The organism is Caballeronia sp. M1242 (genome assembly GCF_017220215.1).
Classification (GTDB): Bacteria; Pseudomonadota; Gammaproteobacteria; order Burkholderiales; family Burkholderiaceae; genus Caballeronia.
Window position 1 is genome coordinate 1050876 of record NZ_CP071129.1, and the last position, 26642, is coordinate 1077517.

Genomic DNA, 26642 nt, shown 5'->3' on the forward strand with positions numbered 1-26642 from the left:
GCCGCCGAATAAGCGGCGGTCGATCCCGATTGCCGATGCCACGCGGTTTTGGTACATAACCGCATGGTCACGCCTGCCGATCCGCTCAATCCCACGCTTGCCCCGCCGCCGCGCGTCCCGGCGGCCGCGGCGCGCGCGCATCGCGCGTACTGGCGCTTCAATGTCGCGCTGATCTCGGTGCTGCTTGCCGTCGGATTCGTCGTGTCGTTCTGCGTGCCGCTTTTCGCGGAGCGTCTGCAACACCTGCGCATCGCCGGGTTTCCGCTGCCGTTCTTCTTCGGCGCGCAGGGCGCGATTCTCGTCTACGTGACGCTGATCGCCGTCTATATCGTGCTGATGCAACTCGCCGATGCGCGGCTCGCGCGCGCCGTCGACGAAGCCAGCGCGCACGATGGCGAGCAGGACGACGCCCGGCGATGAAGCTCACCAACCGGCTCATCGTCACTTACGCGCTCTATACGCTCGGCTTTCTGCTGTTCATCTTCGTGATGGAACGTATCGAGCGCACGGCCGGCGCGGGCATGTGGGTCGGCTATGTGTTCCTGTTCGTGCCGATCGCCGTGTATGCGGTTATCGGGCTGCTCTCGCGCACGTCCGATCTCGTCGAATACTACGTGGCCGGGCGGCGCGTGCCTTCCGCGTTCAACGGCATGGCGACGGCGGCGGACTGGCTCTCGGCGGCGTCGTTCATCGGACTGGCCGGCTCCATCTACGCGAGCGGCTACGACGGCCTCGCCTACATGATGGGCTGGACCGGCGGCTATTGCCTCGTCGCCTTCCTGCTCGCGCCGTACGTGCGCAAGCTCGCGCGCTACACGATTCCCGATTTTCTCGGCACGCGCTTCTCGAGCAACCTTGTGCGCGGACTCGCGGCCATCGCCGCGATCCTGTGCTCGTTCGTCTATCTGGTCGCGCAGATTCAGGGCATCGGGCTGATCGCGTCGCGCTTCATCGGCATCGAGTTCTCGATCGGCATCTTCTGCGGGCTCGCGGGCATTCTCGTGTGCTCGTTTCTCGGCGGCATGCGCGCGGTGACGTGGACGCAGGTGGCGCAATACATCATCCTGATCAGCGCGATGCTGATTCCCGTCTCGATGATCGCGCATCGCGACGGGCTCGGATGGTTCCCGCAACTCAACTATGGCCGCGTGATGGAACGCGTCGAGACGCTCGAACGCGCGCTCGCCGTCTCGCCCGACGAAGCGCGCGCCCGCGCCGATCTTGCGCGTCAGGCGGCGCGCGCGCAGGAGCGCATCGATGCGCTGCCGCGATCGTTCTTCGACGAGCACGCGCGGCTCGTTGCCGAGATCGCCGATTTGCGCCGGCACAACGGCCCGCTGCGCGAGATCAGCGAACGCGAGCGCGAACTCGCGTCGTTTCCGCGCGATCCCGCCGATGCGCAGGCGAAGTGGTCGCGCGAACGCGATGCGTTGAACGAGCGCGTCGCCGCCCCGGTGCCGCTGACCGCTGCGTTCGCGTCGTCCTCCGGCACGGCTGAGCAGGGCAGCGCGCGGGCGCACCGGTTGAACTTTCTCTCGCTCATCCTGTGCTTGTCGATCGGCACGGCGAGCTTGCCGCACATTCTCACGCGCTATAACACGACGACGTCCGTGGCATCGGCGCGGCGTTCGGTCGGCTGGACGCTCTTTTTCGTCGCGCTGTTCTATCTGACGGTGCCGGTGCTCGCCGTGCTGATCAAGCACGAAATTCTGACGGGGCTCGTCGGACATCGCTTCGCGGAGCTGCCGCAATGGGTGACGCAGTGGCGCCACATCGAGCCGTATTTGATCCGTATCGGCGATATCAACGGCGATGGCGTCGTGCGCTGGGCCGGCATTCAGATGCAGCCGGACATGGTGGTGCTCGCCGCGCCCGAGATCGCCGGCCTGCCTTACGTGATGTCCGGACTGATTGCGGCGGGCGCGCTGGCCGCGGCGCTTTCGACGGCGGATGGCCTGCTGCTCACCATCGCGAACGCGTTGTCGCACGACGTGTATTACTGCATGGTGGATCGCCGCGCGACGAGCCAGCGGCGCGTCACGATTTCGAAAATACTGCTGCTCGGCGTTGCGCTGCTTGCGTCATACGTCGCGTCCCTCAATGCGGGGAACATTCTGTTTCTCGTGGGCGCGGCGTTTTCGCTCGCGGCGTCGAGTCTCTTTCCGGCGCTGGTGCTCGGCGTCTTCTGGAAGCGCACGACGCAGCGGGGCGTCGTCGCCGGAATGATCGCGGGGCTGATCGTGTGCGTGTATTACATCGTGTCGACGTATCCGTTCTTCACGCACCTGACGGGCTTCGACGGGCCGCGCTGGTTCGGCATCGAGCCGATCAGCTCGGGCGTGTTCGGCGTGCCGGCCGGCTTCGCGGTGGCAATTGCGGTGAGTCTCTTCGATCGCAAACCGGACGAGTACACGCGCGCGCTCGTCGACTACATTCGTCACCCGTAGGGGCTAGGCGGGCGGCGGGAACTTGGTATAATCGCAGTCTTCCGGAGAGATGGATGAGTGGTTTAAGTCGCACGCCTGGAAAGCGTGTATAGGGTAAAACCTATCGGGGGTTCGAATCCCCCTCTCTCCGCCAGCCTGATTCCCGAATCCCGCACAGCTCATCGGCTTGCGGGATTTTTGTTTTTGTCGATGCTCGGCAAGGGCATGTGGGTGTCGTAGCGCGGTCGCAACGTCCGCCGAAAGGGATCGTGCAACAAGGCAGCTTTGGTCAGCATGAACCGGACTCCTAATCACCACTGCAACTATTCATCAAGATCCGCCCCGTTTTGTCGCAACGAGTCAACTTCCCGAAGCGCCCAACGTTGAAGCCCCGGCAGCCATCGCCGCGTCCCGTCGCTGACCGGCAAGCGGCCGGCACTTCCGTAGCTAACTCGCAAAGGATACAGACATGAGCATCTTCGGTGACATCGTAGGCAAGATCTTCCACAAAGCGAAACCCGCCGACCCGGCACCCGTCGCCGCGCCGGACCCCGCGCCGCAGGCAATCGTCGAGGCGGCTGCCGCTCCCGCGCCGCTGTCCGACATCGACGTCGCCGCCGTCATGGATCAACTGGCGAGCGAGAGCAGCCAGCAACTGAACTGGCGCGTTTCAATCGTCGACATGATGAAGCTGCTCGACGTCGACAGCAGTCTCGATCATCGCAAGCAACTCGCCACAGAACTCAAGTACAGCGGCGACATGAACGACTCCGCTTCGATGAACATCTGGCTGCACAAGCAACTGATGCAGGCGCTCGCCGCGAACGGCGGCAAGTTGCCGGCCGATCTCGTCGGCTGAACGCGCGCGCAAAGCAAAAGCCCGCGATCCAGCATTTTCATTGCTGAATCGCGGGCTTTTTCGCGTTCATCGCTTTGCGCTGATGCAGAAAGAGGGCGTCGCAAGAGGTCGCCTGCCTGCACGTCCGCGCCTCTGATAATGCGCAAACCGTCGCGCACATGGCAGGGCGGGCGATGGCAGAGCGCCCCCTGCGACAGCGCGCAAGATTAGCCGAGCGCGCGGAGGCGGAGAATCGGACGATTCGCGCTTTCTCCTTGCAGCATCAAAGATGGTTGCGTTTCGACCGAGGACGCGCGAACTCCGCGATTGGATCGTCGGCATAAGCGGCGATCGGATCTTTGTCGAACGGTGAAGCTGTCTGCGGCGTTTTCGAACGGCTCGGCTGCGAAGGCGCGCGCGACGCTGCCGCGCCCGAAGCGGCGGCCGCTTTCTCGCTGGTGCGCGGCGCCGTCTGCGAGTGCGTGACGTTGCCGGCTCCGATCCACTCTTCGGAGTACTTGGCGAAGGCGGCAGTGTTCAGTGTCAGGACGGCGACGGGAAACAGGAGAGCGAAGCAGGCGTTTCGTACGAGCATGGTCTTTCTTCTTGTCGTTTTCGATTTCTAAGCGCGTTACGGTGACGGCCGCGCGACATGGCGCGCGCGGCCCGATCCATCACCGATTGCTTAGCGCGTTAGATGGGACGAACCCGTCGCTCAATGCGCGATGACCATCTGGTCCGGCTGGTGATTTTCGGCGTCGAAGTGCAGCGCGGAATTCGCCGCCTGCTCCTGCATGAGGAACTCGCGCGCGGCCTGCACGCCGCGGTCGTACGACGCGCGCGCGGTGTGTTCTTCCAGTGCCGAGATGAGCGGAATCTGTTCTTCGGCGACCGAGTGCAGAAGACTCAGAATGTCGCGGCGCATCGACTCGGGGTACGAACAGAAGTGCTCGAAGCCGCCGGGCGCCGCGACAATATTGACGAGCGACGTCAGCAAACGCGCGCGGTTCAGGCAGTGCTCCTTGATGTGCGTGGAGTGCGACAGGGTTGCGCGGCCGTTCGCGTCGACGGAAATGTGCAGGTCTTTCATGATGCGAGCCTCATTTTTCGGAAGAATGCGGCATTAAATCGGCTCGCCGGACAAAATACAGCAGGACTTTTCCTATTCGCGCAGTCGGCAACGATCCTTTACGTTTTCCGTCGATGAGTCAGAGATCGGCTCGCGACGGCCACGCGCAGCAACGCCGGTTCGCCGTCCGGCGTCGCTGTGCGGCCTCCATCTGACGGCGTGAGCGTTACTGCTTCATCGTCCCGGTGGACTTAGATCCGCGCGCCGGCGGTTGCGACGTATCCGGCGACATGCCTTGCTCGCGCTTTTGCATGAGCGTGCCGCTTCCGGACGTGCCGGAAGGCGCGCCGCCTTGCGACGCATCGTTTGCGCCCCCCGGCGACGCGTTCTGTCCCTGCTGCTGCGTCTGTGGGCGTTGGTTCAACTGGTCGCGCGACATCTCCTGCGCGAGGGAGGCGGTACTGGCAAGCGCGAGAAGGGCGCCTGCGATCGCTGCGGTCGCTTTCATGGCTGTCTCCTGGTTCCAGGCGCGAGGCGCGCCGTGCAGAGGAACTAGCATCGGCTGTGCCGCGCTCTTTAGACGAAACGTGCCGCATATCTCAAAACCATCTACGATGATTATTGGCGCTACCAAACGGATGCCGATTCATTACAATTCGCGCTCCAAACGAACCTGAGCCGCCCGAATTCGAGTCAATGGGCCAATCCAACGGAGTGTTTCATGTCGATCACACTGAACGATTTATTGGCATGGAGCGAAAGCTTGCCGGACCGCAATAGCGACGAAGCGAAAATGCTCGACGCTCTCATCGAGAAACGCGAAACGGAATTGAGATCGCGTATTGCCGATCTGATTGCCGCTGTGAGTCAGCAAGAGAACTGGAAACTGCATCGTTGTGCGGCAACGGCACGGCGTATCGAACGGACTTCCACTGCGCACCTCGAGGCGGTTTATGAATATTTTCGGGATCGCAACGAAGGGCGCTTGCATTTCGAAGCGCCCGAGATTCTCGCCGATTCTTTCGTCGACGGTCAGGCCGGCCCCGATCGGCTGAGCGTGCCCGTCGTGACGAACGGCGACGCGAATTACGCGATCAAGGTGGGAACGCCGGCCGAGCCGATCGTGAACCTCTACGGGCGGATGAAGAATCTCGAAGCGCGGCTGGCCGATACGCCCGGCATCGCGTGCGGCATTCAGGGCATCCGAATCATGCGAATGGTGGCGCTGATGTCGAAAGCGCGCTCGGCGCAACTTGCCAATTTGCGCGTGAGCGGAATGCAGGCCGTCTACCGGCACATGTAATGATTTGTGCCCGCGAAACGAAAAGCGGCTTTACGCACCATTTACCGCATTGACTCGCGGAGGGTTTTGTCGCTCGCGCAGCTTCGATTGCATCTGGAAATCGCTCGCCTATACTGTTTCATCAGCCGAAAATTCGGTCAATTTGCATCGCCGCTCGTTCGTTATCCAGAATAATCACTGCGAATATTCAAAATATGCGACGCGGATAAAAGCACCCTGGCTGTCGTCAGGAACCGTCAAAATCGCAGCCGTAAGTCAAACGTGGAGTCATCGTGAAAAGCCTGCTGAGCAGACGAGGCACATTGCTCGATAACGCGCCGTCGTTTCTCCTGCGCCAAAAACCGAATGCTCCGGTTCGCTTCGCTGCGCAGAACAAGCCCGACGGACTCGAGTCCTCCGACGAAGCGGCACCCGCCGCGCCTTCGACCGCCACCCGCGTCACGCCGCTGCGCCCGAACGGCGCGTCGACGCCGTTCGCCACGCACGCTCTGCAGGCGGCGCAAATTGCCGAGGTGGAGTGGCTGATCCAGCAGTCGACGCTCGCCGTTTTCCGGACATTTCAGAGTTTCGCGTATAGTGCGAGCCTGCTGTTCTATCCGCGCGACCTGACGTACTATGCCGTGCTCTATCATGAGGACGCCGTATGGCGCGTGCTGAAAGCGGGCGATATCGACGCCGCCGAGCCCGCGTTCCGTCATTTCGTCGAGCAGGCAGTGCGGCTCGCGGAAGCGGAATTGCGGCGCGCGCACTTGCAGGCGCAAAACGAGCAGTTCGCACGGCTGATTGCCGAGTCGGAAGCGCAGGTCGAACGTTCTCGCGTGGATCTCCAGCGCGGCAGTACGCAGGACCAGGAAGTGGCGCTCAGGCAACAAGAGGTGCGCAAGGATCTCGCGCAGCTCGAAGCCCGGCGCGTTGCGGCTCAGGCGCAGCTGAGTAAGTTGCAACGGCAAATGCACCAGCTCGCCGCGACCAGCAACGAAACGGTGCCACATCTGCCATCGGGGCGTTGAGGCAAAATCTCGGGCGCTCGCGCCGTCAGGCGTCTCTCCGCTCGTCTCTGGCGGCGTACGGAACGCGAGTCTGCGAAATGTAGCTGCTGAGCCCGCGACCGGCGCGGGCGCGCCGCTTCATTTGCTCGACGTGCGCGCGGCCCGACTCGCGGTAGTTGTAGAGATACGTCCGCCCGTCGGCGAAGCGCACGCGAATGCCGTCGCGCAGAATCTCGTAAGCCGACACGCCGGAATTGCCCGCAACGTTCCGATAGGGCTGCATAAGCGTTTTCTCCGCACGTTCTCGCCGCAGGGCGGGCGGCAAGGATTTAATCAAAGCCGGTACTAAAGAATTTCCGGTTCCGGCCGATATCGTTGTTATGTGTCAGCGGCCGGGGCCAGAAGGGTGTCATGGATAAAGATCAATTGCCGTTTCTCGATTCAAACGATCCGCATTTCCAGCACGCGCGCGCGCTGAGTCTGTCCGTCGGCGCGATCCGTCGCGCGCAGGGCAAGTGCAGCCCGAACGACTTCCCGGTCGGCTCGCTCGAATGGCACTTTGCGGTGGAAGAGTTCGCAACCGATGTCCTGCGCGTGCTCATGGGCGACGACGCGCAAGACGTCGACTTGCCGCTCGGCGAGCGTCCGCTCGACTGATTGCCGCTCACGCGCGCCGTCCGGCGCGCGCTTCGCTACAGCTTCACGCCGCCGGCTTCCGGCGCGTCGACGCCGCCGGGCGGGATCGCGCCCGTGTCGGTGACGTCGTTTGTGCTCGGCGCGCCGGGCCCGCTGGACCCGCTCGACCCGCTCGACCAGTACGGCTCGCGCCCATAGTGCTGATGCACCGAGCTCGCCCAGACGGGATCGGCCATCGACGGCCACGCGTCCTTGTCGAATCCCGGCGAATTGCGCACCTGGTCGGCCGTCGCCGCGAGGCGAAAGCAGCGGTTGTCCGTGTCGAGCGTCAGCGCGCTCCAAGGCACGGCCAGCAGCTTGTCCCCGATGCCGAGAAAGCCGCCACTCGACAGCACCGCGTACGCCACGCGGCCGCTCGTCACATCCAGCATGATTTCCTTGAGCGAGCCGACGTCGTGCCCGTCGCTGCTCAGCACCGCGTTGCCATCCAGCGTGCTCGCCGCCATGACGTCGGGGCCGGGACCCGCGGCCGTCGCGGCGCCCTTGCCGATGATCTTTGCACCACCGGACGATTCCTCCATCGGTCGGTTCATGATCTGCTCCTTGGCGTTTCCTTGATGTTCAGGCGTGTGTCTGGCTGACCGTTCATCGTTGCCCGGTTTGCTGCGTCGATTCTTGTTCGGGCTCCTCTCGATAAGCAATTCCCGCGCCCGTGCGCCCGCCGCGTTCTGCTAAGCTGCGGGCTCGTTCATCCTTCGTGCCGCCCATGATCGAATTCGAGGAACTGCTCGCCGTCGCCTACAAGAGGGAACGTCTGGAAAGCCGCCGGCTCGTCAAGAGCGCGGCCTTTTCCGAGCACGCGGCGCTCGTGAAGACGCTGACGAAGGCAGCGGGCACGCAGTCCTTGAGAGAATTGGTCGATGCGCGTCGCGCCGCGCACGCGCGAGCCGCCGACGCGCTGCGCCAGCGCAGGCTGGCGCGTGCGAACCGCCCGCCGCGGCCGCATTCCTCCGCGCCGCGACCGGACGATGCCAGCGCGTGGACAGGCTGGTTCGACGGTTCCGCGCTGCCGAATCCGGGGCGCATCGGTATCGGCGCGGTGCTCAAGAGTCCGGAGGGCCGCACGCTGCAAATCAGCGCGACGGCGGGGCAAGGCGACAGCAGCGTGGCCGAGTATCTCGCGCTGACTGCGCTCCTCGAAGCGGCGCAGCGCGAAGGCGCCGCCAATCTGACGATCTATGGCGACAGCCGCGTGGTCATCGACGACGTTCGGGGCGGCGAAGCCGAGGGCATCCGCTCGCTCGCGGATCACGCGGCGCGCGTGCGGAAGCTCATCGCGCAAATCGGCAAAGTTCGCCTGCAATGGATTCCGCGCGCCCGCAACGCGCACGCGGACCGGCTGTCGCGCGAGGCGCTCGCCGTCGCCGATGCGCCCGCGTGCGCCGTGTCGGCGGCCTGACGGTCAGCCGAGTTCGCGGATATCCGCGGTCGGCGTGCTGCCGAAGGCATCGCTCAGCAGGAAATCGACGAGCTTGCTTGCCGACTGCTCGGGCGTCGCGAGCTGGCCCTCGCGCTTAAGCGTATCGAAGCGCTCCCGCAGAGGGAAACGCTCGAGCGCGGTGCCGCGAATCTCGGCTTGCATGTCCGTATCGACGACGCCCGGCGCGACGCTGCAAATGCGCAAGCCGCCGTTGTCGTCGAGCGCGACCGCCCGCGCGTGATGGTCGAGCGCGGCCTTCGTCGCGCAGTAGATGCTCCAGCCGGGATACGCGTTGCGCGCCGCGCCGCTCGAAATATGGGCGACGCGCCGGTCCGCCACGTGCGCGCTCGCGGCGGCGAAGGCTGCGGCAAGCATCAGCGGAGCCGCGACGTTGACGCTGACTGCGCGCGCGACCGCACCCGCATGCTGATCCGCGAGCGGACCGACCGGCGCGAGCATCCCGGCATTGTTGACGAGCAGCACGCGATCGGCGCGCGCCAGAAAGCGGCCGAGCGCGCCGTCCGCGAGCCAGGCGCCGAGCGCGGCCAGATCGGCGAGATCCAGCTCGGCTTCGTGCAGCCGGCCGGGAAAGCGCGCCGCCAGCGCTGCATTGCGTTTGCGCGAGATCGCGAGAATCTCGGCGTCGCGGGAGAGCAGGGCGTCGGCGAGCGCCGCGCCGAGGCCGCGCGTGTGGCCGGTAACGATCGCGAGAGTGGTCTGTGGCATGGAGAGGTCCGTTTGCATGAAAGGAGCCGATGTCTTCCGATTCTAGCGGCGCTCGCCTCAATAGCGCCGAAATGCCGGATTGGAAAGGGGCTCGCGCTCATCCGTTGGTAATGAGTCACATCTGCGCGACGGGCGCTTTTTTACCTGACAAGATGCGCTGCAGAATCGACAATCGTCAGCCGCGAAACGATCTGGAGTTTTTTCATGCCCATCCGTCCAACCGCGCGCAAGGCCGCGCCGTCCGTCAGCCGTGCCCGGCGCACAGCATCTCCCGCAGCCGCCCGCCCGAACTTCGCGGCAGCGCTCGCGGCCTGCATCGGATTCATCGGCGTGCCCGGCGCGGCATGGGCGCAAAGCTCAGTGCAGCTCTATGGCGAACTGGACGCCGGCCTCGCGTATGTCAGCAATGTCGGCGGGCATGCGCAGTACCGGCTGACGACCGGCACCATCGACGGCAGCTATTGGGGGCTGCAAGGCAGCGAAGATCTGGGCGGCGGCGCGCGGGCGATCTTCCGGCTCGAACGCGGCTACGCGGTGTCGACGGGGCAGGGGCTCAACGATCACCCGATGTACGTCGGCCTCGGCACCGACGCGCTCGGCACGCTCACGTTCGGCCGTCAGTACGACTCCATCCACGACTATTTCGCGCCCTTCACGCTGACGGGCGGCACGGGCGGCACGGCCTTCGCGCATGTGCTCGACAACGACAACGCGAACAACTCGTTCCTCGCGGCCAACTCCGTCAAATACACGAGCGCGACGTACGGCGGCTTCAGCTTCGGCGGCTTGTACGCGTTCTCGAACGCGGCGGGCGGGTTCGCGAATAACCGCGCGTACAGCGTCGGCGCCAACTACACGCTCGATTCGTTCAGCGCCGGGGCGGCCTATCTGCACAACGACGGACGCGGCAACACGACCGGCGGCGCGTACGACGCGCTCGCGCTGCCCGGCAACGCGCCGGGCGCCGTCATCGCGGCCAACGTGCAGCGGCAGAACACCTTCGGCGTCGCGATGAGCTACGGCATCGGCGACTTTCAGCTTGCCGGCGCGTTCTCCCGCTCGATCAATTCCGGGGTGAACGACGCGGATACCGGCGCTGCGCTGCCCTCGCTCGCGCTCAATAACTACGAGATCAACGGCATCTACAAGCTGACGCCCGCGATCCTGCTCGCCGGCATGTACGTGTACACGAACGGCGGCGGCGCGCACTGGCACGAAGGCGCGTTGCAGGTGGACTATCTGCTGGGCAAGCGCACCGACGTGTATGTCGAGTCCATCTATCAGCGCGCGTCGTCGGACGCGCCCGCCGTCATCAACACGAGCGACCCGTCGAGCGGCCGCAATCAGTTGATGTTCACGACAGGCATTCGCCACCGCTTCTGAATCTGTTAATTTGGCGAGAATCCGTTGCTCGCCTCGAAGGGGGTCTCATGTCGATTCAGACGTTCTCGCTGTTCGTGCCGGCGTGTTTCGCCATCAACATGGCGTTCGGGCCGAACAACATGCTCTCGCTTTCTAACGGCGCGCGTCGAGGCGTGCGCGTGTCGGTGCTCGCGTCGTTCGGACGGCTCGCCGCGTTCGCCGTCATGATCGCGATTGCCGGCTTGGGACTCGGCGCGTTGCTGCTCGCGTCCGAGACGCTTTTCACGGCGATCAAGCTCGTGGGCGCGGCTTACCTCGTGTGGATCGGCATCAAGCTGATCCGCTCGGGACCGCAAACCGTCACGGGCGCGGAGGGCGCGGGCGCTGCCGGACTGGCGCGGCTCACGAAGCAGGAGTTTCTCGTCGCCGCCGGTAATCCGAAAGCGATTCTCGTCTTCACCGCCTTCTTTCCGCAATTCGTCGACCGCGGCGCGTATGCGACGAGCTTTGCGATTCTCGGCGCGATATTCCTGCTGTTCGAGCTTGTCGCGATCGTCATTTACGCGGCGCTCGGCGCGCGACTCGGTACGCTTTCGCGCGGCGCTCGCGGTTTCAGGTGGTTCAATCGCGTGAGCGGCGCGCTGATGGTCGGCTTCGGCGTGATGCTCGCGCTGGTGCGCCGTCCGGCGGCCTGAGAACGCGCCTCGTCCGCGCACCGGGACGTTTGTCATTTTTCTTTTCACGATTTTCTCCAATCGCGCGTTTGAAAGCTCGGCGACTTGATTCGGAATAAGTCGTTGCGGCTTATGCACGCCTTCTCAAGCAGCGATAAGCGATAATCACGTGCTTTTCCTCAGTCGTCGTCTGTTTAGGACGAGTTCGTTTCAATCTTTACGCGTTTTCGAAGGCGTCGTACCGCTTCTGTGGTTGAAGGAATTTCCCATGAATAATCAATCGCCCGCCGCGTCGCAGACGCGCGCGTTTGCGACCGTCTTTCTAATCGAAATGTGGGAGCGTTTCGGTTATTACGGCATGGCCGCGCTACTCGTGCTGTTCATGATCGATAAAGTCGGTTTCGCCGACGATTACGCCAATCTCACATGGGGCGCATTTTCCGCGCTCGTGTTCTCGGCGCCGTCGATCGGCGGCTGGATCGGCGACAAGGTGCTCGGCGCCCGCCGCACGATGACCTTCGGCGCGATCGTGCTGTCGCTCGGTTATTTGATGCTCGCGCTGCCCTACGACGCGCTCGGCTTCATGTATGCGTCGCTCGGCGTGATCGTGGTGGGCAACGGGCTCTTCAAGTCGAACGCGGCGAATCTCGTGCGCCGCATCTACGAAGGCGACGAAGCGCGCATCGACAGTGCCTTTACGATTTACTACATGGCGGTGAATATCGGATCGACGTTTTCGATGCTCGCGACGCCGTGGATCAAGGACCACTGGGGCTGGCACGCGGCGTTCGCCGTATGCTGCGGCGGCATGGTGCTCGGTCTCGTGAATTCCGCGCTGACGCGCCGCACGCTTGCGCATGTGGGTTCCGCACCGGACGACCAGCCGATGCGCTGGGGCCGCTTTGTCGCGGTCGCGGCCGGCGGTGCCGTGCTCGCGGCGGCGACGGTGTTCATCCTCCAGCATCAGACGGTGGCGAGGGTTTGCGTCTGGGCCGCCGCGCTCGGCATTCTCGCGATCTTTGGCTATATGCTCGTGCGCTGCGACCGCTGCGAGCGGGCCGGCCTCTGGGCGGCGCTCATTTTGACGCTGCAGGTCATCTTGTTCTTCGTGTTCTATCAGCAGATGTCGACGTCGCTCACGCTGTTCGCGCTGCGCAATGTTGATCCTGCTTTCTCGGTTGCCGGCGTGCATCTCTTCACGTGGAGCGCAGCGCAGTTCCAGGCGCTGAACCCGATCTGGATCATGATTCTGAGTCCGCTGCTCGCCGTTGCTTATGCGGCACTCGCGCGGCGCGGCCGCGACGTGTCGGTGGCTGCCAAGTATGCGTTCGGCTTCGTGGTGGTCGCGGTGGGCTTCTTCGTGTTCGGGCTGAGCGGACGCTACGCGGTGGAGGGCCGTGTGTCGTCGTGGTTCATGGTGGCGGGCTACGGCCTCTATTCGCTGGGTGAATTGCTGGTGTCCGGCCTCGGCCTCGCGATGATCGCGCGCTACGTGCCGGCCCGCATGAGCGGGTTCATGATGGGCGCGTATTTCGTGGCGACAGGCGTGTCGCAGTATCTCGGCACTGTCGTGGCGAATGTCGCGCGCATGCCGCCGGGCCATCTCGATCCGCTTCAGTCCTTGCCTCTGTACACGCATCTTTTCGTGTCGCTCGGCTGGCTGGCGACGGGCGGGGCGGCGATCGCGCTCGTGTTGTTGCCGCTGCTCGGCAGACTGTCGCTGGCGCATCATCGCGCGGCAGGCTCGGGTGCGAGCGCCGATGCGGAGCGCATGACGCCCGTTTCTGCGTCTTGAGCGAAACACTGTTTGACGACGCGGAGCGGTTCAGTCTATAATCTAAGTCTTCAGACGCGGGGTGGAGCAGTCTGGCAGCTCGTCGGGCTCATAACCCGAAGGTCGTAGGTTCAAATCCTACCCCCGCAACCAGAATTCAAAATCGCGTTTCCGGCGGCCGTTGTAACACGCCGCTTGGAGACGTTGTCTCAGTGGCGCAAGCGCCGATCTAATATTCTCTCCTCGACGCATCGGAACAACGCAGTTGCGTTGCTTGTTCTCCGTCCATCGTCAAACTCTCTATGCTCCTGTTCGGTCGCTAGGCGAGTGCGTTCGTCGTCGGCTCGACTTACTTGGTTCGCCTGAAGCCCTCGCTCAGCGCGGACCACCCCAAACACGAAAAGCCTGCATGAGCACCAACTCATGCAGGCTTTTTGCGAATCCTTTGGCCGTCGTCCGACCAGGCGCACGCGCAAGACGTGCTATCAGCGAGCTTTCGCGTCCGGCGTTTTGACCGCCGCTTCCGCGAAACCGCGACCCGTTCGAATTCAGACCGCCGACCCACCACGCAATCCGAAAGACGAGGGCGTCACACCCGCCGTCGATGGCTTCGCGCAGCGATCAATAAAACTTCTTCGGCAGTTGCGCGCGGCGGATTTGCTTGCGAAGACGAGCAACAGCAGCAGCTTTCTTGCGCTTGCGCTCGGTCGTCGGCTTTTCGTACGCCATGCGCGACTTGAGTTCTTGAATCAGGCCCGTGCGTTCGACGGTACGACGAAAACGTCGCATGGCGACGTCGAAAGGCTCATTCTCTTTCAACAGTACTTTAGTCATTGAAATCTCGGTTGATCTGGCCCTGCCAGAATTTAGGGCAAAGCGCAATTGTACACTTTCTGAGAGGCGCGCTGCATCCTCTTTGCACGAGATTCTGTGCGGCGCGGCTCGGGATTCACATCGTAGGTTGTTGAATCGAGACGACAAATCCTGAATAACCCGGCCTCGTGTTGGCTCAGAAGCCGCGGGAACGGCGCGGACGGTCTTCGAGCTCGCGCGGTCCCGCGTCCGGCTGGTGGATAGTCACGTCCGAGCGCGCGAGCGCCACGCACGGCAGAATCCAGCCGTCCGCCTTTTCCTCCGCCGTGAGCCCCGGCCACTCGATGCGATAGTCCACTTCGCCCGATCCCAGCCGGCACATGCATGTCCGGCACGTCCCGTTGCGGCACGAGCGGGGCAGCGACAGCCCCGCGCGCCATGCCGCGTCGAGCAGGGTTTCGCCCGGCTGCACCTCGACGACATCGCCGCGCGGCGCGACGGTCATCGCGAAGACGCGCGGCTCGCTCACGTGCGCACCTCGACGTTCGCGCGTCCGTGCGTGAGATCGCGCAGCTCGGCGGCCGCCGATTCGCGCGCGGCGGCGGCCATGCGCACGACGAGCCGCACCGTCATGCCGTACGCGCTGTCGACCAGCTCGGCTTCATGCTGCTCGATCCAGCGGCGCACACGCGCTTCGTCGGCGTAGTCGATCTCGACGGCGAGCAGGCCACGCTCGATGCGCTCGACGCGCTCGGCCGACTGCATCGCGGTGGCGATGGCGTCGGTGTACGCGCGCACGAGTCCGCCCGCGCCCAGCTTGATGCCGCCGTAGTAGCGCACGACCGCCGCCAACACGCCGTCCACTTCGTGATGCCGCAGGACTTCGAGAATCGGGCGGCCCGCCGTGCCGGAGGGCTCGCCGTCATCGGACATGCCCGACTGCCCGCCCGCCAGCAGCGCCCAGCATACGTGGGTGGCCGTCGGATGCTCGGCGCGCAGGCGGTCGAGTTCCTGCATCGCGGCGTCGCGGTCGGATACCGGAATGGCGAGCGCGATGAAGCGGCTCTTGCGCACGTCGATTTCGGCGCTGACGGGAGAGGCGAGCGTATAAGTGGGCAAGGCGGCAGCGTCTACTAGAACAGAGTGGATTCAGACCGAGGCGCGAAGCGGGCGCTGCATGAGCACGGTATCGACCCATCGGCCGAGCTTGAAGCCGACGTCGCGCAACACGCCGACATACTCGAAGCCGAGCCGCGCATGTAGCGCGATGGACCCGGCGTTGCCGCTGTTGCCGATCACCGCGATCATCTGCCGCCACGGGCCGCGCTCGCATCGCTCGACGAGCGCCGAAAGCAACGCGAGCCCGATGCCGCGTCCGCCGAGGCCGTCGGCGACATAGACGGAATCTTCGATCGTATGCCGGTACGCCGAGCGCGCGCGATACGTGGAGGCATACGCATAACCCGCGACCTCGCCGTCGAGTTCCGCGACGAGATAGGGCAGGCCCGCCGCGACTGCCGCTTGGTGGCGCGCGCGCATCTCGTCGGCCGTCGGCGGCGCCTCCTCGAACGTCGCCAGCGCGTGAAGAACGTAGTGCGAATAGATGCGCGCGATGGCGTCGAAGTCGCCGGACGCGGCGTCGCGAATGATGGGCGCTGGCGCGCGGCTCGATGTCATGGCGGTTTCTCGGATGGCGGTCGGAGCAGCCCACACCGGCGGGCTGTGCAGCCGGGATTTTCGCACGCCGCACCGGGACCGGAAAATCGCTTGCGGCCGTGCGCCAGCCCACTCAATGCGCGACTTTCTGGCTAAATAAGCGTTGAGTCGCGCGCTGGCCGCCCTCTACACTAAGGCGCCTGTCGACCGAGCCGGCGCATGCGCCTCATGCGGCGTCCCTGTCCGCGCTTCCAGTGCAGCCGTCGCAAAGCAGGCACGTCAGCGCGATCAGCCCACGCGGCGCGGCAACGCGCCCGAGCGTCCTTGCCTTGCGGCGCACGACCACAATACGAATGAACAAACTTCAACGCGGGGCGCTGGCGGCGCTCCTGATCGTCGTCGTGATGATCGCGGCGCTCGCGCCGGCGGTGATCGGCTTGACGCTTGCCGCGCGCAGCGAACGGCAGGCGCGCGTCGAGCGGCTCGGCAAGCTCGCCGATGCCACGCTCCTTCGCGCGGAAGAGTTGACGCGGCGTCTGTCGGGCGCGCTGGGCGACATCGGCAACGTCAGCGACGCGCCGTGCTCCACCAGCTATCTTCGGGCGCTGCGGCACATCGCGCTCACGAATGCGCCGCTGCGCGATGCGGGCGCCTACGACCGCGACGGCCGGTGGCAATGCTCGTCGTCGCTCGGCGCGGTGTCGGCGGGCGCGTCGGACAGTCTCGCATTGCCGCCGCCCGACTGGCGTTCTCGCGATGGCGTGAGCGCGTGGTACGGCATGGCGCGACTGCCCGGAGGCAAGGATTCGCTCGTGATGGGGCGCGGCGGCGTCTACATTGCCGCGGATCCGTCGCTCTACGTCGACGGCATCGACGCGAACATTGCACGCTCGCCGGAGGTCGCTGTCATCAACACCGAGGCGCGGCGCGTAATCGCCGGCACGCCCGCCACGGATGCGTCCGCGGTCCTCGCCGTTTATCGCAGCTTGCCGTCGCTCTTGGATTGCGCGTCGGTGGCTGTGCGCCGCTCGGCGACGATGCCGCTCGCGGTCGTCGTCAGCACGCCGCGCGAGACGTGGCGCACGCGCGCGCGCTCGCTGCCGTGGGAGTGGCTGCTCGCCGGGATCGCGACGGGCGTGCTGTGCGCGAGCTGGGCCGCCTATGCCATCGTGCGCAGGCTCTCGCCGCGCGGTCAGTTGCGCGACGCCGTGCGCCGCCACCAGTTCATCGTCGCTTATCAGCCGATCGTCGATCTCGCGACGCGCCAATGCGTCGGCGCCGAAGCGCTCGTGCGCTGGAAGCATCACGACCGCATCGTGCGGCCGGACCATTTCATTCCGCTCGCCGAGCATCGCGGGCTCATTCAGGCGATCACCGATCAGGTGCTGGACACCGTTCTGCTGGAACTGGGCGACTTTCTCAGGCGCTACGCCGACTATTACATCTCCGTGAACGTGTCCGCGCCGGACCTGACGACACATCGTTTTCTCGGCGTGATCGGTCCCGCGCTCGCGCGGCAAGGCATCCGGCCGCAGCAGATCCGCATCGAGGCCACCGAGCGCGGCTTTCTGGATGCCGACGCGGCAAAAGAGGTCATCAGCGCGTTCCGGGCGGCGGGCCACGCCGTCTATCTGGACGACTTCGGCACCGGTTATTCCAGCCTGTCGCACTTGCAGACGTTTCGCGTGGACGGCCTGAAAATCGACAAGTCGTTCGTCGATACGGTCGGACAGGACGCGGCGTCGAGCAGCGTCGCTTCGCATATCATCGAGATGGCCGCGACCCTCGGCGTGCAGGTGATCGCCGAAGGCATCGAGCGCGAAGAGCAGGCGGCCTATCTGCATGCGCGCGGCGCGCAGTTCGGGCAAGGCTGGCTCTTTTCGCCGCCGCTCACGGCCGCCGAATTCATCCGCTACGCGGGCGCGACACGCGCCCACTAATGCCCAACCGGACGCCTTCATGGACGATCAAACCGCCGTTTCCTTTCTCCGCGATGTTCGGCATCCGCTGCTCGCGCTGCATCGCGCGGTGCTCGCGCATTTGCGTCACGCGCACGAGGCCGAGTTCGGGCCGGTGTCGCCGGGCGAATTTCTGCAGATCGTGATCAACGGCAGCGCGTATCGCTGGCTCTCGCCGCTGTCGACGCTCATCGCCGCCCTCGACGACGTGCTCGACGACGACGAAGCCACGCCGGATGCGCGCGTCGGGCACGCGAAGGCGGTCATCGGCATGTTCCGCGCCGAAACGCGCGATCCCGCCTTCGCCGAACGCTTTCTGCCGCTTCTGCAAGAGAGCCCGGAGATCGCGGTCGCCAACGGCCATGTCGTGCAGGTCGTGCGGGGCGTGTCGGCGGGCTGACGGCGCCGCGTCCAGCGCTATCGAAAAAGCGACGCAAAAGCACGAATTCCGCACGACGCGCCGATGCGGGTTTTCACGGCTGTCGCGCGTTGCCGACGTTGCAGCGCGGGCGCATGAACCGCGCGCCGCCCCCGCGTACCGGATGCTGCATCGCAGCAAGCCGACGCCGCTTCTTTGAGCGATTATTTTTCGCTTGCGACTATCCGCGCCAATCCGGGAGGCGCGCATCGGCAGAACTGCCGCCTCCGTTAGACGAAACAGGAGGCGCTCATGTCGCTGTACGGCTTCGGCCCGCTGCTCTGGGCGGGCGCAAAGGAAACGCTCGCGCTCGCGCTGCTTTCGCTCGCGGTGTCGGTGTTGCTCGGACTGGTCGGCGCGTCGGCGAAGCTCTCGCGGCACGGACTCTTGCGCGGCATCGCGACCGCTTACACGACGCTCATCCGCTCCGTGCCCGATCTCGTGCTGATGCTGCTGCTCTTCTACAGCATCCAGATCGCGATCAACCGCGTCACCGATGCGTTCGGCTGGGATCAGTTCGACATCGACCCGTTCACGGCGGGCGTGCTCACGCTCGGCTTCATCTACGGCGCGTATTTCACCGAGACGTTTCGCGGCGCGTTTCTCGCGGTGCCGCGCGGCCAGTTGGAAGCGGGCAGCGCATACGGCATGAGCGGCATGCGCGTGTTCGGCCGCATCCTGTTTCCGCAGATGATGCGCTTCGCGCTGCCGGGCATTGGCAACAACTGGCAAGTGCTCGTGAAGGCGACGGCGCTCGTGTCGATCATCGGCCTCGCGGATGTGGTCAAGGCCGCGCAGGACGCGGGCAAGAGCACGTTCAACATGTTCTTCTTCATTCTGATCGCCGCGCTCATCTATCTCGCCATCACCACGGCGTCGAACTTCGTGCTGATGGCGCTGGAACAACGTTATTCGACGGGCGTGCGCCACGCCGATCTTTGAGGACAGACACCATGATGTCGATCTTCGCCGAATACTGGCGTCCGTTTCTGTATTCCGACGGCATGCGCGCGTCGGGCCTCGTCGTGACGCTGTGGCTGCTCGCGGCGTCCATTGCCATCGGCTTCTGCGCGGCCGTGCCGCTCGCGTGCGCGCGGGTCTCGAAGCGCCGCTGGCTCTCGACGCCCGTGCGCCTTTACACGTACGTGTTTCGCGGCACGCCGCTCTACGTGCAACTGCTGCTGCTCTACACCGGCATGTACAGCCTGGAATTCGTGCGCACGCATTCCTTGCTCGAAGCGTTCTTTCGCAGCGGCTTCAACTGCGCGGTGCTCGCGTTCGCGCTGAACACCTGCGCCTACACGACCGAGATCTTCGCCGGCGCGATCCGCGCGATTCCGCACGGCGAAGTGGAAGCCGCGCGCGCCTACGGCATGGGCACCTTCACGATGTATCGCCGCGTGATCCTGCCGTCCGCGCTGCGCCGCGCCTTGCCTTTGTACAGCAACGAAGTGATCCTGATGCTGCACGCGACCACCGTCGCGTTCACGGCGACGGTGCCGGACATCCTGAAGGTCGCTCGCGATGCAAATTCCGCGACGTATGAATCGTTCGGCTCGTTCGGCATCGCGGCGCTTCTGTATCTGGCGATTTCGTTCGCGCTCGTCGCGGCGTTTCGACGCGCGGAGCGGCGCTGGCTCGCGTACCTGAGCCCGTCGCGCGCCTGACGAGCGGTAAAATTCCAAGCCGTGCGGAGAATCATGTCATCACCCGAGGAGATTGCGTTGGAGCCGAAAGCCAAAGACGTCGCGACGAAGCTCGTCGCCGAGGACATCCACAAACGCTACGGCGACAACGAAGTGCTGAAGGGCGTGTCGCTCGCGGCGCGCGCGGGCGATGTCATCAGCATCATCGGCGCGAGCGGCTCGGGCAAGAGCACGTTCCTGCGCTGCATCAACTTCCTGGAGAAGCCGAACGCGGGGCAGATCGTCGTGGATGGCGAAGCCGTGCGCACGAAAACCGACCGCAACGGCAATCTCGAAGTGGCCGATCACAAGCAGCTTCAGCGCGTGCGCACGAAGCTCGCGATGGTCTTCCAGCACTTCAATCTCTGGTCGCACATGACGGCCATCGAGAACGTGATGGAAGCGCCCATTCACGTGCTCGGCGTCTCGAAGAAGGAAGCCGAGGACCGCGCGCGCGAGTATCTGGAGAAAGTCGGCCTGCCGCCGCGCGTGGAAAAGCAGTATCCGTCGCATCTGTCGGGCGGGCAGCAGCAGCGCGTCGCGATTGCGCGCGCGCTCGCCATGCATCCGGACGTCATGCTCTTCGACGAACCCACGTCCGCGCTCGACCCCGAACTCGTCGGCGAAGTGCTCAAGGTCATGCAGCGGCTCGCCGAAGAAGGCCGCACGATGATCGTCGTGACGCATGAGATGGGCTTCGCGCGCAACGTGTCGAATCACGTCATGTTTCTGCACCAAGGACGCACGGAAGAAGAAGGCGCGCCGTCGGAGGTGTTGAGCGCGCCGAAGAGCGAGCGCCTGAAGCAGTTCCTGTCGGGCAGTCTCAAGTAACGTGGCGAGCGCTTCGGGCCCGGCGCGCGGGCCGCTGCAAGTGGCGATCGTCGCGCTGCCGCCGGTATCGATGAGCGGCATCGCGCCGATCATCGACAGTCTCGCGCTCGCCAACGAAATCGACGGGCATCGTCTCTACGACTGGCGCGTCTGTTCGTGGGACGGCCGTCCGGTGCCGCTTTCGGGCGGCGCGCAGCTTCCCGCCGATTGCGCGTTCAACGACGCCGTCCATTGCGACTGGCTCATCGTGGTCTCCGAACGCTATCAGCAGTTCGCCGATTACCGGCTCTTTCTCGCGAGCCTCGCGCGCGTCGCGCCGCGCACGCCGCTCGTCTCCGGCATTCATCACGGCGTCTGGTGGCTCGCAATGGCCGGGCAACTCGCGCAGTATCGCGTGGCCGTGAACTGGGGGACGTACCAGCAGTTCACCGAGCAGTTCGAGCGCGCGATCGTCTCGCAGCAGATCTTCGAGATCGACCGCGACCGCGCGACGTGCGCCGGCGGTCAGGCGAGCATCGACTTCATGCTCGCGATGATCGCCCGCGATCACGGTCAGGATCTGGCGGAGCGCATCGCGGATTCGCTCGGCGTCGGCGCGTTGCGCGCGGGCACTGAACGGCAGCGCATTCCGTTCGTGACCGCGCCGGGCGAGCGGCATCCGCGCCTGAACGACGCGCTGCAACTCATGGAAGCGAATATCGAAGACCCGCTGTCCACCGATGACATCGCGAATCTCGTCGGTATCTCGCGCAGGCAACTGGAGCGGCTCTTCCGTCAGTATCTCGGCGCGATGCCCTCGAAGTATTACCTCAATCTGCGTCTGACGAAGGCGCGCACGCAATTGCAGCGCACGAGCAAATCGGTCGTGCAGATCAGTCTCGCGTGCGGGTTTTCATCGGCGGCGCATTTTTCCAATGCGTATCGCGACCGCTTCGGCGTGACGCCGCGCGAGGAGCGGCGCAACTGGATCGAAAAGCAGCGCGGCGCGCTCGACGAACCGCGCGGCGGGGCGTTGATCGAGCCGCCCGAGTCTCGTTGAATCGACGCACTGAAGGCGAGCGTGAAAGCGCATGAAAGCATGTCGCGAACGCGCAAGACGGAACGCACGCAAGCGCCTAATATCGAAAGCATTGCAATACGACTGCAGCAAGAACCCGTAGAGGAGTGGCACATGACCGACATCAATGTGAATCGCGGTACGTTCGACGAAGTAATGGTTCCGGTGTTTTCGCCCGCCAATTTCGTGCCGGACAGAGGCCGCGGCTCGCGCGTATGGGACACCGAAGGCCGCGATTACATCGACTTCGCGGGCGGCATCGCCGTGACGGCGCTGGGCCACGCCCATCCCGAACTGCTCAAGGTGCTGCACGAGCAGGGCGAGAAGCTCTGGCACATCGGCAACGGCTATACGAACGCGCCGGTATTGCGTCTCGCGAAACGCCTGACGGACCTGACTTTCGCGGATCGCGCGTTCTTCGCGAACTCGGGCGCCGAGGCGAACGAAGCGGCGTTGAAGCTCGCGCGCCGTTATGCCATCGACAAGTTCGGTCCCGAGAAGATCGAGATCATCTCGTTCACGCAGTCGTTTCATGGCCGCACGTTCTTCACGGTGAGCGTCGGCGGACAGCCGAAGTACGCGGAAGGCTTCGGTCCGCAGCCCCAGGGCATCCGCCATCTGCCGTATAACGATCTTGCGCAGGCGCTCGAAGCCATCGGCGACAAGACCTGCGCGGTGATCGTCGAGCCGGTGCAGGGCGAAGGCGGCGTGCTGCCCGCCGATCCCGCGTTCCTGAAGGGCCTGCGCGAAGCGTGCGACAAGCACGGCGCTTTGTTGATTTTCGACGAAGTGCAGACGGGCGTCGGCCGCACGGGCACCTTCTACGCTTACATGCAATACGGCGTGACGCCCGACATTCTCACGACCGCCAAGGCGCTCGGCAACGGCTTTCCCATCGGCGCGATGCTGACCACCGATGCCATCGCGCAGCACTTCAAGGTAGGCGTTCACGGCACGACGTACGGCGGCAATCCGCTCGGCGCGTCCATCGCGGAGAAGGTCGTCGAACTGATCAGCGATCCGAAATTGCTGGAAGGCGTCGGCGCGCGCAGCGAAGCGATCAAGGCGCATCTTGCGCGTATCAACGAGCGTTTCGGCCTCTTCAAAGAGATTCGCGGCCGCGGTCTTTTGATCGGCGCGGAACTCGCCGACGCCTACAAGGACCGCGCGAAGGACGTGCTGAACGCGGCGGCGGCCAACGGCGTCATCATGCTGATCGCCGGGCCGAACGTGCTGCGCTTCGCGCCGTCGCTCATCATGCCGATGGCCGATCTCGACGAAGGCTTCGCGCGCATCGAGCAGGCGATCGAGCAGGTCGTGGGCGCGACGGCCGTCGCACGCTGATTCATCGTTGATCACCGCTTTACAGGAAACGGCGATGCTATTCGTTCGTCCGGCAAGACTCTCCGATCTCGACGAGCTGGAGCGCATGGCGCGCTCGGCCGCGCCCGTGCTGCACTCGTTGCCGCGCGACCGGCGCGCGCTGGAAACCCGCGTCGCGCTCTCCGAAGATTCGTTCCGCGCCGAAGTCGACTTTCCGGGCGAGGAGTTCTATCTCTTCGTGCTGGAGGACGCGCAGACGGGCAAGCTCTACGGCACGTCGAGCATCGTCGCGTCGGCGGGCTATTCCGAGCCGTTCTACACGTTCCGCAACGACGCGCTGATCCACGCATCGCGCGAACTCAAGGTGAACCGCAAGATTCACGCGCTCACCATGTCGCACGAACTGACGGGAAAAAGCCGGCTCACGGGCTTTTATATCGATCCGTCGCTGCGCACGCCCGAGGGCGAAGCCACCGCGCATCTGCTTTCGCGCGCCCGCATGATGTACATCGCGGCGAACCGCAAGCGGTTTTCGAGCGAAGTGTTCTCGCTGATGCTGGGCGTCACCGATGACGCGGGCGTGTCGCCGTTCTGGGAAGCCGTCGGCCGCAAGTTCTTCGGCCGCGACTTCGAGCAGGTGGAACTGGAATCGGGCGGACGCAGCCGCACGTTCATCGCGGAAGTCATGCCGACGTATCCGCTCTACGTGCCGCTTCTGCCTGGCGAGGCGCAGCGCGTGCTCGGCGAGCCGAACGCGAGCACGCTGCTCGCCTACGACATTCATCTCGAAGAAGGCTTCGAGCCGGACCGTTTCGTCGATATCTTCGACGCCGGCCCGGTGCTGACTCTCGCCGTGGACAAGAGCGCATCCGCGAGCTCGGGCGAACTGCGCGCGGTGCGCGAAGGCACGGACACGAAAGGCGCGGCGTATCTCGTCGCGGCGGGCGGGGCGCACGAGTTCCGCTGCATCGTCGCGGAACTGACGGGCACGCGCTCGGACGGCGCGGCATTGAGCGCCGACGCGTGCGGCGCGCTCGGCGTCGCGGAAAAGGACACGGTGCGCTGCGTGCCGCTGCATCAAGCCTCGGGAGAATTGCAATGATCGTCGTGCGCTGCGTGCAGCCGGGAGATGTCGACGCGCTCGTCGCGCTGGCGCTGGAAACGGGCCCGGGGCTCACCACGTTCAAGCCGGATCGCGCCGCGCTGGCGGCGCGCGTCGAACGGGCGCGGCGCACGCTCGCGGGCGAGGCCGAGCCGTTCGAAGCCGGCTACTTCTTCGTGATGGAAGACACCGCCACGGGCGACGTCGCGGGCGTGTGCGGCATCGAAACGGAAGTCGGGCTGGAGCAGCCGTTCTACAACTATCGCGTGTCGACGGTCGTGCATGCGAGCAAGGACATGGGCGTGTGGACGCGCATGTCGCTGCTCAACATCTCGCACGATCTCACGGGCTACTCGGAAGTCTGCTCGCTGTTCCTGAGCCCGCGTTATCGCACGGCAGGCGTGGGCGGGCTGCTGTCGCGGTCGCGGTTCATGTTCATCGCGCAATTCCGTGAACGCTTTCCGCAGCGGCTGTGCGCGGAGTTGCGCGGCCATTTCGACGAGAACGGCGAATCGCCGTTCTGGAACGCGGTCGGTTCGCACTTCTATCAGATCGACTTCAACGAAGCCGATTACCTGAGCTCGCACGGCAAGAAGTCGTTCCTCGCGGAACTGATGCCGCGCTATCCGGTGTATCTAGACTTGCTGCCGGAGTCCGCGCAGCAGACGGTCGGCGTCACGCACCGCGACACCGCGCCCGCGCGCAAGATGCTCGAAGCCGAAGGCCTGCGTTACGAGAACCACGTCGATATTTTCGATGCCGGTCCGGTGCTCGAATGCCACATCGCGGACTTGCGCACGGTGCGCGAAAGCGTGCTAGCGACCGTGCGCATCGGCGAGCGCGACGACGCGCAAAGCGATGCGAAGAGCCTGGTGTCGAACACCTCGCTCGACGACTTCCGCTGCGGCGCGACCACCGGCGCGGTCGACGACGGCACGTTCCTGCTGACCGCCGAAGAAGCCGCCGCCTTGCGCGTGAAGAACGGCGACACCGTGCGCGTGCTGACATCGCAGCGCGCGAAATAACTGAGAGACGTCATGGATATCCGAAACCAGTTGTATATCGGCGGTGAGTGGCAGCACGGGCAGGGCGCGTCGTTCGCGTCGCGCAATCCGGCAACCGATGAAACCGTGTGGCAAGGCGCGAGCGCATCCGCCGACGACGTGGACCGCGCGGTGTCCTCGGCGCGGCGCGCGTTCGCGTCTTGGGCGGCGGTGAGCTTCGACGAGCGCGTGGCGGTCGCGAAGCGTTTCGCGTCGCTGCTGAACGAGAACAAGGAATCGCTCGCGCACGCCATCGGCCGCGAAACCGGCAAGCCGCTGTGGGAAGCGCGCACCGAAGTGGCGTCGATGGCCGCGAAGGTCGATATTTCCGTGCAGGCGTATCACGAGCGCACCGGCGAAAAGCGCGCGCCGATGGCCGATGGCGTCGCCGTGCTGCGGCACCGGCCGCACGGCGTGGTCGCCGTGTTCGGGCCGTACAACTTTCCGGGGCACTTGCCGAACGGCCATATCGTGCCGGCGCTGATCGCGGGCAACGCGGTCGTGTTCAAGCCTTCGGAACTCGCGCCGGGCGTCGCGGCGGCGACCGTCGCGCTGTGGATCGAAGCCGGGCTGCCCGCGGGCGTGCTCAATCTCGTGCAAGGCGAAAAGGACACGGGCATCGCGCTCGCCAACCATCGGCAGATCGATGGGCTGTTCTTCACCGGCAGTTCGGATACGGGCACGCTGTTGCATCGCCAGTTCGGCGGGCGGCCGGAAATCGTGCTCGCGCTGGAGATGGGCGGCAACAATCCGCTCGTCGTCGCGCCGGTCGCGGACATCGACGCAGCCGTGCATCACACGATTCAATCGGCGTTTCTTTCGGCCGGTCAGCGTTGCACGTGCGCGCGCCGCCTATTCGTTCCGGACGATGCATTCGGCGAGCGCTTCCTGCAACGCTTCACGGAAGTGAGCGCGGGCATCCGCATCGGCGCCTACGACGACGAGCCGCAGCCGTTCATGGGCGCGGTCATCTCGGCGCGGGCGGCGGCGCGGCTCGTCGCGGCGCAAACGCAGCTGATCGAAGCCGGCGCACGGCCCTTGCTGACAATGCAGCAGCGCGCGGCGAATCTCGGTTTCGTCACACCCGCGATTCTGGATGTGACCGACGCCCGCGACGTTCCCGACGAAGAGCACTTTGGCCCGATGGTGCAACTCACGCGCTACAAGACGTTCGATGAAGCCATCGAGCGCGCGAACGACACGGCCTTCGGCCTTTCCGCCGGCCTGCTCGCCGACGACGAAACCGCCTGGAGGCACTTCCAGCGCACGATTCGCGCGGGCATCGTCAACTGGAACCGGCCGACCAACGGCGCGTCGTCGGTCGCGCCGTTCGGCGGCGTCGGGCGCTCGGGCAACCATCGGCCGAGCGCGTATTACGCGGCGGACTACTGCTCGTATCCGATGGCGTCCGTGGAAAGCGCGCAATTGCAGATGCCCGCGAGCGTATCGCCGGGTCTCACGTTCTAAGCACCGGAATCC

The 26642-nt window shown here is 65.0% G+C and carries 29 protein-coding genes and 2 tRNA genes; 22 read left to right on the plus strand and 9 right to left on the minus strand.

Annotation, left to right across the window (positions count from 1 at the left end; genetic code table 11):
- The first annotated feature begins 63 nt into the window (after positions 1–63).
- From JYK05_RS04795 to JYK05_RS04810, 4 genes are all read left to right on the plus strand, one after another.
- Positions 64–420 carry a DUF4212 domain-containing protein gene (locus JYK05_RS04795; protein ID WP_206467948.1) on the plus strand — a complete coding sequence of 119 codons (357 nt, stop codon included), beginning with the start codon at positions 64–66 and terminating at the stop codon, positions 418–420.
- A complete protein-coding gene (locus tag JYK05_RS04800; RefSeq protein WP_175940020.1) occupies positions 417–2447 on the plus strand; it encodes a sodium:solute symporter family protein in 2031 nt (676 codons plus the stop codon). The genes JYK05_RS04795 and JYK05_RS04800 overlap by 4 nt, the downstream gene beginning before the upstream one ends.
- 43 nt (positions 2448–2490) lie before the next feature.
- Positions 2491–2580, plus strand: a tRNA-Ser gene (locus JYK05_RS04805).
- A gap of 315 nt (positions 2581–2895) precedes the next feature.
- Positions 2896–3285 (plus strand): DUF3597 domain-containing protein, encoded by a 390-nt coding sequence (locus JYK05_RS04810; RefSeq protein ID WP_206467949.1) that lies wholly within the window; start codon positions 2896–2898, stop codon positions 3283–3285.
- Between the two features lie 694 nt (positions 3286–3979).
- Here JYK05_RS04810 and JYK05_RS04815 read toward each other — a convergent pair.
- On the minus strand, positions 3980–4354 hold the full coding sequence (locus tag JYK05_RS04815; protein WP_175940022.1) for a hypothetical protein: 375 nt from the start codon (positions 4352–4354) through the stop codon (positions 3980–3982).
- Between the two features lie 205 nt (positions 4355–4559).
- Complete coding sequence (locus tag JYK05_RS04820; protein ID WP_175940023.1) at positions 4560–4841, minus strand: hypothetical protein; 282 nt, start codon at positions 4839–4841, stop codon at positions 4560–4562.
- 213 nt (positions 4842–5054) lie between these two features.
- Here JYK05_RS04820 and JYK05_RS04825 point away from each other — a divergent pair, with 213 nt between their 5' ends.
- Both JYK05_RS04825 and JYK05_RS04830 read left to right on the plus strand, forming a co-directional pair.
- Positions 5055–5636: a hypothetical protein gene (locus JYK05_RS04825; RefSeq protein ID WP_206467950.1), complete on the plus strand. Its 582-nt coding sequence runs from the start codon at positions 5055–5057 to the stop codon at positions 5634–5636.
- Positions 5637–5908: 272 nt separating this feature from the next.
- On the plus strand, positions 5909–6646 hold the full coding sequence (locus JYK05_RS04830) for a DUF2968 domain-containing protein (RefSeq protein WP_206467951.1): 738 nt from the start codon (positions 5909–5911) through the stop codon (positions 6644–6646).
- 25 nt (positions 6647–6671) lie between these two features.
- Here JYK05_RS04830 and JYK05_RS04835 read toward each other — a convergent pair whose 3' ends face one another.
- On the minus strand, positions 6672–6950 hold the full coding sequence (locus JYK05_RS04835) for a hypothetical protein (protein ID WP_371826404.1): 279 nt from the start codon (positions 6948–6950) through the stop codon (positions 6672–6674).
- A gap of 86 nt (positions 6951–7036) precedes the next feature.
- Between JYK05_RS04835 and JYK05_RS04840 the strand changes: the two genes are divergently transcribed.
- Positions 7037–7282, plus strand: coding sequence for a hypothetical protein (locus JYK05_RS04840; protein ID WP_175940026.1), 246 nt, complete (start codon positions 7037–7039; stop codon positions 7280–7282).
- Positions 7283–7317: 35 nt separating this feature from the next.
- Here JYK05_RS04840 and JYK05_RS04845 read toward each other — a convergent pair whose 3' ends face one another.
- Complete coding sequence (locus tag JYK05_RS04845) at positions 7318–7854, minus strand: PRC-barrel domain-containing protein (protein ID WP_206467952.1); 537 nt, start codon at positions 7852–7854, stop codon at positions 7318–7320.
- 173 nt (positions 7855–8027) lie between these two features.
- Between JYK05_RS04845 and JYK05_RS04850 the strand changes: the two genes are divergently transcribed.
- Positions 8028–8720, plus strand: a complete 693-nt coding sequence (locus tag JYK05_RS04850; RefSeq protein ID WP_206467953.1) for a ribonuclease HI family protein — start codon at positions 8028–8030, stop codon at positions 8718–8720.
- Positions 8721–8723: 3 nt separating this feature from the next.
- On the opposite strand, the gene JYK05_RS04855 is transcribed toward JYK05_RS04850, so the two are convergent.
- Complete coding sequence (locus JYK05_RS04855) at positions 8724–9467, minus strand: SDR family oxidoreductase (protein ID WP_206467954.1); 744 nt, start codon at positions 9465–9467, stop codon at positions 8724–8726.
- A gap of 204 nt (positions 9468–9671) precedes the next feature.
- Between JYK05_RS04855 and JYK05_RS04860 the strand changes: the two genes are divergently transcribed.
- From JYK05_RS04860 to JYK05_RS04875, 4 genes are all read left to right on the plus strand, one after another.
- Positions 9672–10850, plus strand: coding sequence for a porin (locus JYK05_RS04860; RefSeq protein WP_206467955.1), 1179 nt, complete (start codon positions 9672–9674; stop codon positions 10848–10850).
- Positions 10851–10897: 47 nt separating this feature from the next.
- Positions 10898–11524, plus strand: a complete 627-nt coding sequence (locus tag JYK05_RS04865) for a LysE family translocator (protein WP_206467956.1) — start codon at positions 10898–10900, stop codon at positions 11522–11524.
- A 247-nt stretch (positions 11525–11771) separates the two neighbouring features.
- Positions 11772–13298: a peptide MFS transporter gene (locus JYK05_RS04870; protein WP_175940032.1), complete on the plus strand. Its 1527-nt coding sequence runs from the start codon at positions 11772–11774 to the stop codon at positions 13296–13298.
- Between the two features lie 55 nt (positions 13299–13353).
- A tRNA-Met gene (locus tag JYK05_RS04875) sits at positions 13354–13430 on the plus strand.
- 468 nt (positions 13431–13898) lie between these two features.
- On the opposite strand, the gene rpsU is transcribed toward JYK05_RS04875, so the two are convergent.
- From rpsU to JYK05_RS04895, 4 genes are all read right to left on the minus strand, one after another.
- Complete coding sequence (rpsU, locus tag JYK05_RS04880; protein WP_006999077.1) at positions 13899–14111, minus strand: 30S ribosomal protein S21; 213 nt, start codon at positions 14109–14111, stop codon at positions 13899–13901.
- A gap of 175 nt (positions 14112–14286) precedes the next feature.
- Positions 14287–14619 carry a 2Fe-2S iron-sulfur cluster-binding protein gene (locus JYK05_RS04885; protein WP_371826405.1) on the minus strand — a complete coding sequence of 111 codons (333 nt, stop codon included), beginning with the start codon at positions 14617–14619 and terminating at the stop codon, positions 14287–14289.
- On the minus strand, positions 14616–15209 hold the full coding sequence (locus JYK05_RS04890; RefSeq protein ID WP_175940033.1) for a YigZ family protein: 594 nt from the start codon (positions 15207–15209) through the stop codon (positions 14616–14618). The genes JYK05_RS04885 and JYK05_RS04890 overlap by 4 nt, the downstream gene beginning before the upstream one ends.
- A 30-nt stretch (positions 15210–15239) precedes the next feature.
- Positions 15240–15767, minus strand: coding sequence for a GNAT family N-acetyltransferase (locus JYK05_RS04895; protein WP_206467957.1), 528 nt, complete (start codon positions 15765–15767; stop codon positions 15240–15242).
- 332 nt (positions 15768–16099) lie between these two features.
- On the opposite strand from JYK05_RS04895, the gene JYK05_RS04900 reads away from it, so the two are divergent.
- The 10 genes from JYK05_RS04900 (at position 16100) to astD (ending at position 26630) form a co-directional block, all read left to right on the plus strand.
- Complete coding sequence (locus JYK05_RS04900) at positions 16100–17686, plus strand: EAL domain-containing protein (protein ID WP_206467958.1); 1587 nt, start codon at positions 16100–16102, stop codon at positions 17684–17686.
- Between the two features lie 19 nt (positions 17687–17705).
- Entirely contained in the window at positions 17706–18104 is a 399-nt protein-coding gene (locus JYK05_RS04905) for a hypothetical protein (RefSeq protein WP_206467959.1), read from the plus strand.
- 270 nt (positions 18105–18374) lie between these two features.
- Positions 18375–19064 carry an ABC transporter permease gene (locus JYK05_RS04910; RefSeq protein ID WP_206467960.1) on the plus strand — a complete coding sequence of 230 codons (690 nt, stop codon included), beginning with the start codon at positions 18375–18377 and terminating at the stop codon, positions 19062–19064.
- 11 nt (positions 19065–19075) lie between these two features.
- Positions 19076–19789 carry an ABC transporter permease gene (locus JYK05_RS04915; RefSeq protein WP_206467961.1) on the plus strand — a complete coding sequence of 238 codons (714 nt, stop codon included), beginning with the start codon at positions 19076–19078 and terminating at the stop codon, positions 19787–19789.
- Between the two features lie 33 nt (positions 19790–19822).
- Positions 19823–20638, plus strand: a complete 816-nt coding sequence (locus JYK05_RS04920) for an ABC transporter ATP-binding protein (protein WP_206467962.1) — start codon at positions 19823–19825, stop codon at positions 20636–20638.
- A 70-nt stretch (positions 20639–20708) separates the two neighbouring features.
- On the plus strand, positions 20709–21677 hold the full coding sequence (locus JYK05_RS04925) for a GlxA family transcriptional regulator (RefSeq protein ID WP_241269882.1): 969 nt from the start codon (positions 20709–20711) through the stop codon (positions 21675–21677).
- A gap of 132 nt (positions 21678–21809) precedes the next feature.
- Positions 21810–23039 carry an aspartate aminotransferase family protein gene (locus JYK05_RS04930; protein ID WP_206467964.1) on the plus strand — a complete coding sequence of 410 codons (1230 nt, stop codon included), beginning with the start codon at positions 21810–21812 and terminating at the stop codon, positions 23037–23039.
- Between the two features lie 34 nt (positions 23040–23073).
- Positions 23074–24120, plus strand: coding sequence for an arginine/ornithine succinyltransferase subunit alpha (gene aruF / locus JYK05_RS04935; RefSeq protein WP_206467965.1), 1047 nt, complete (start codon positions 23074–23076; stop codon positions 24118–24120).
- Entirely contained in the window at positions 24117–25145 is a 1029-nt protein-coding gene (astA, locus tag JYK05_RS04940; protein ID WP_206467966.1) for an arginine N-succinyltransferase, read from the plus strand. Before aruF ends, astA begins: the two co-directional genes overlap by 4 nt.
- Positions 25146–25157: 12 nt before the next feature.
- Positions 25158–26630, plus strand: coding sequence for a succinylglutamate-semialdehyde dehydrogenase (gene astD, locus JYK05_RS04945; RefSeq protein WP_206467967.1), 1473 nt, complete (start codon positions 25158–25160; stop codon positions 26628–26630).
- Positions 26631–26642 lie beyond the last annotated feature (12 nt).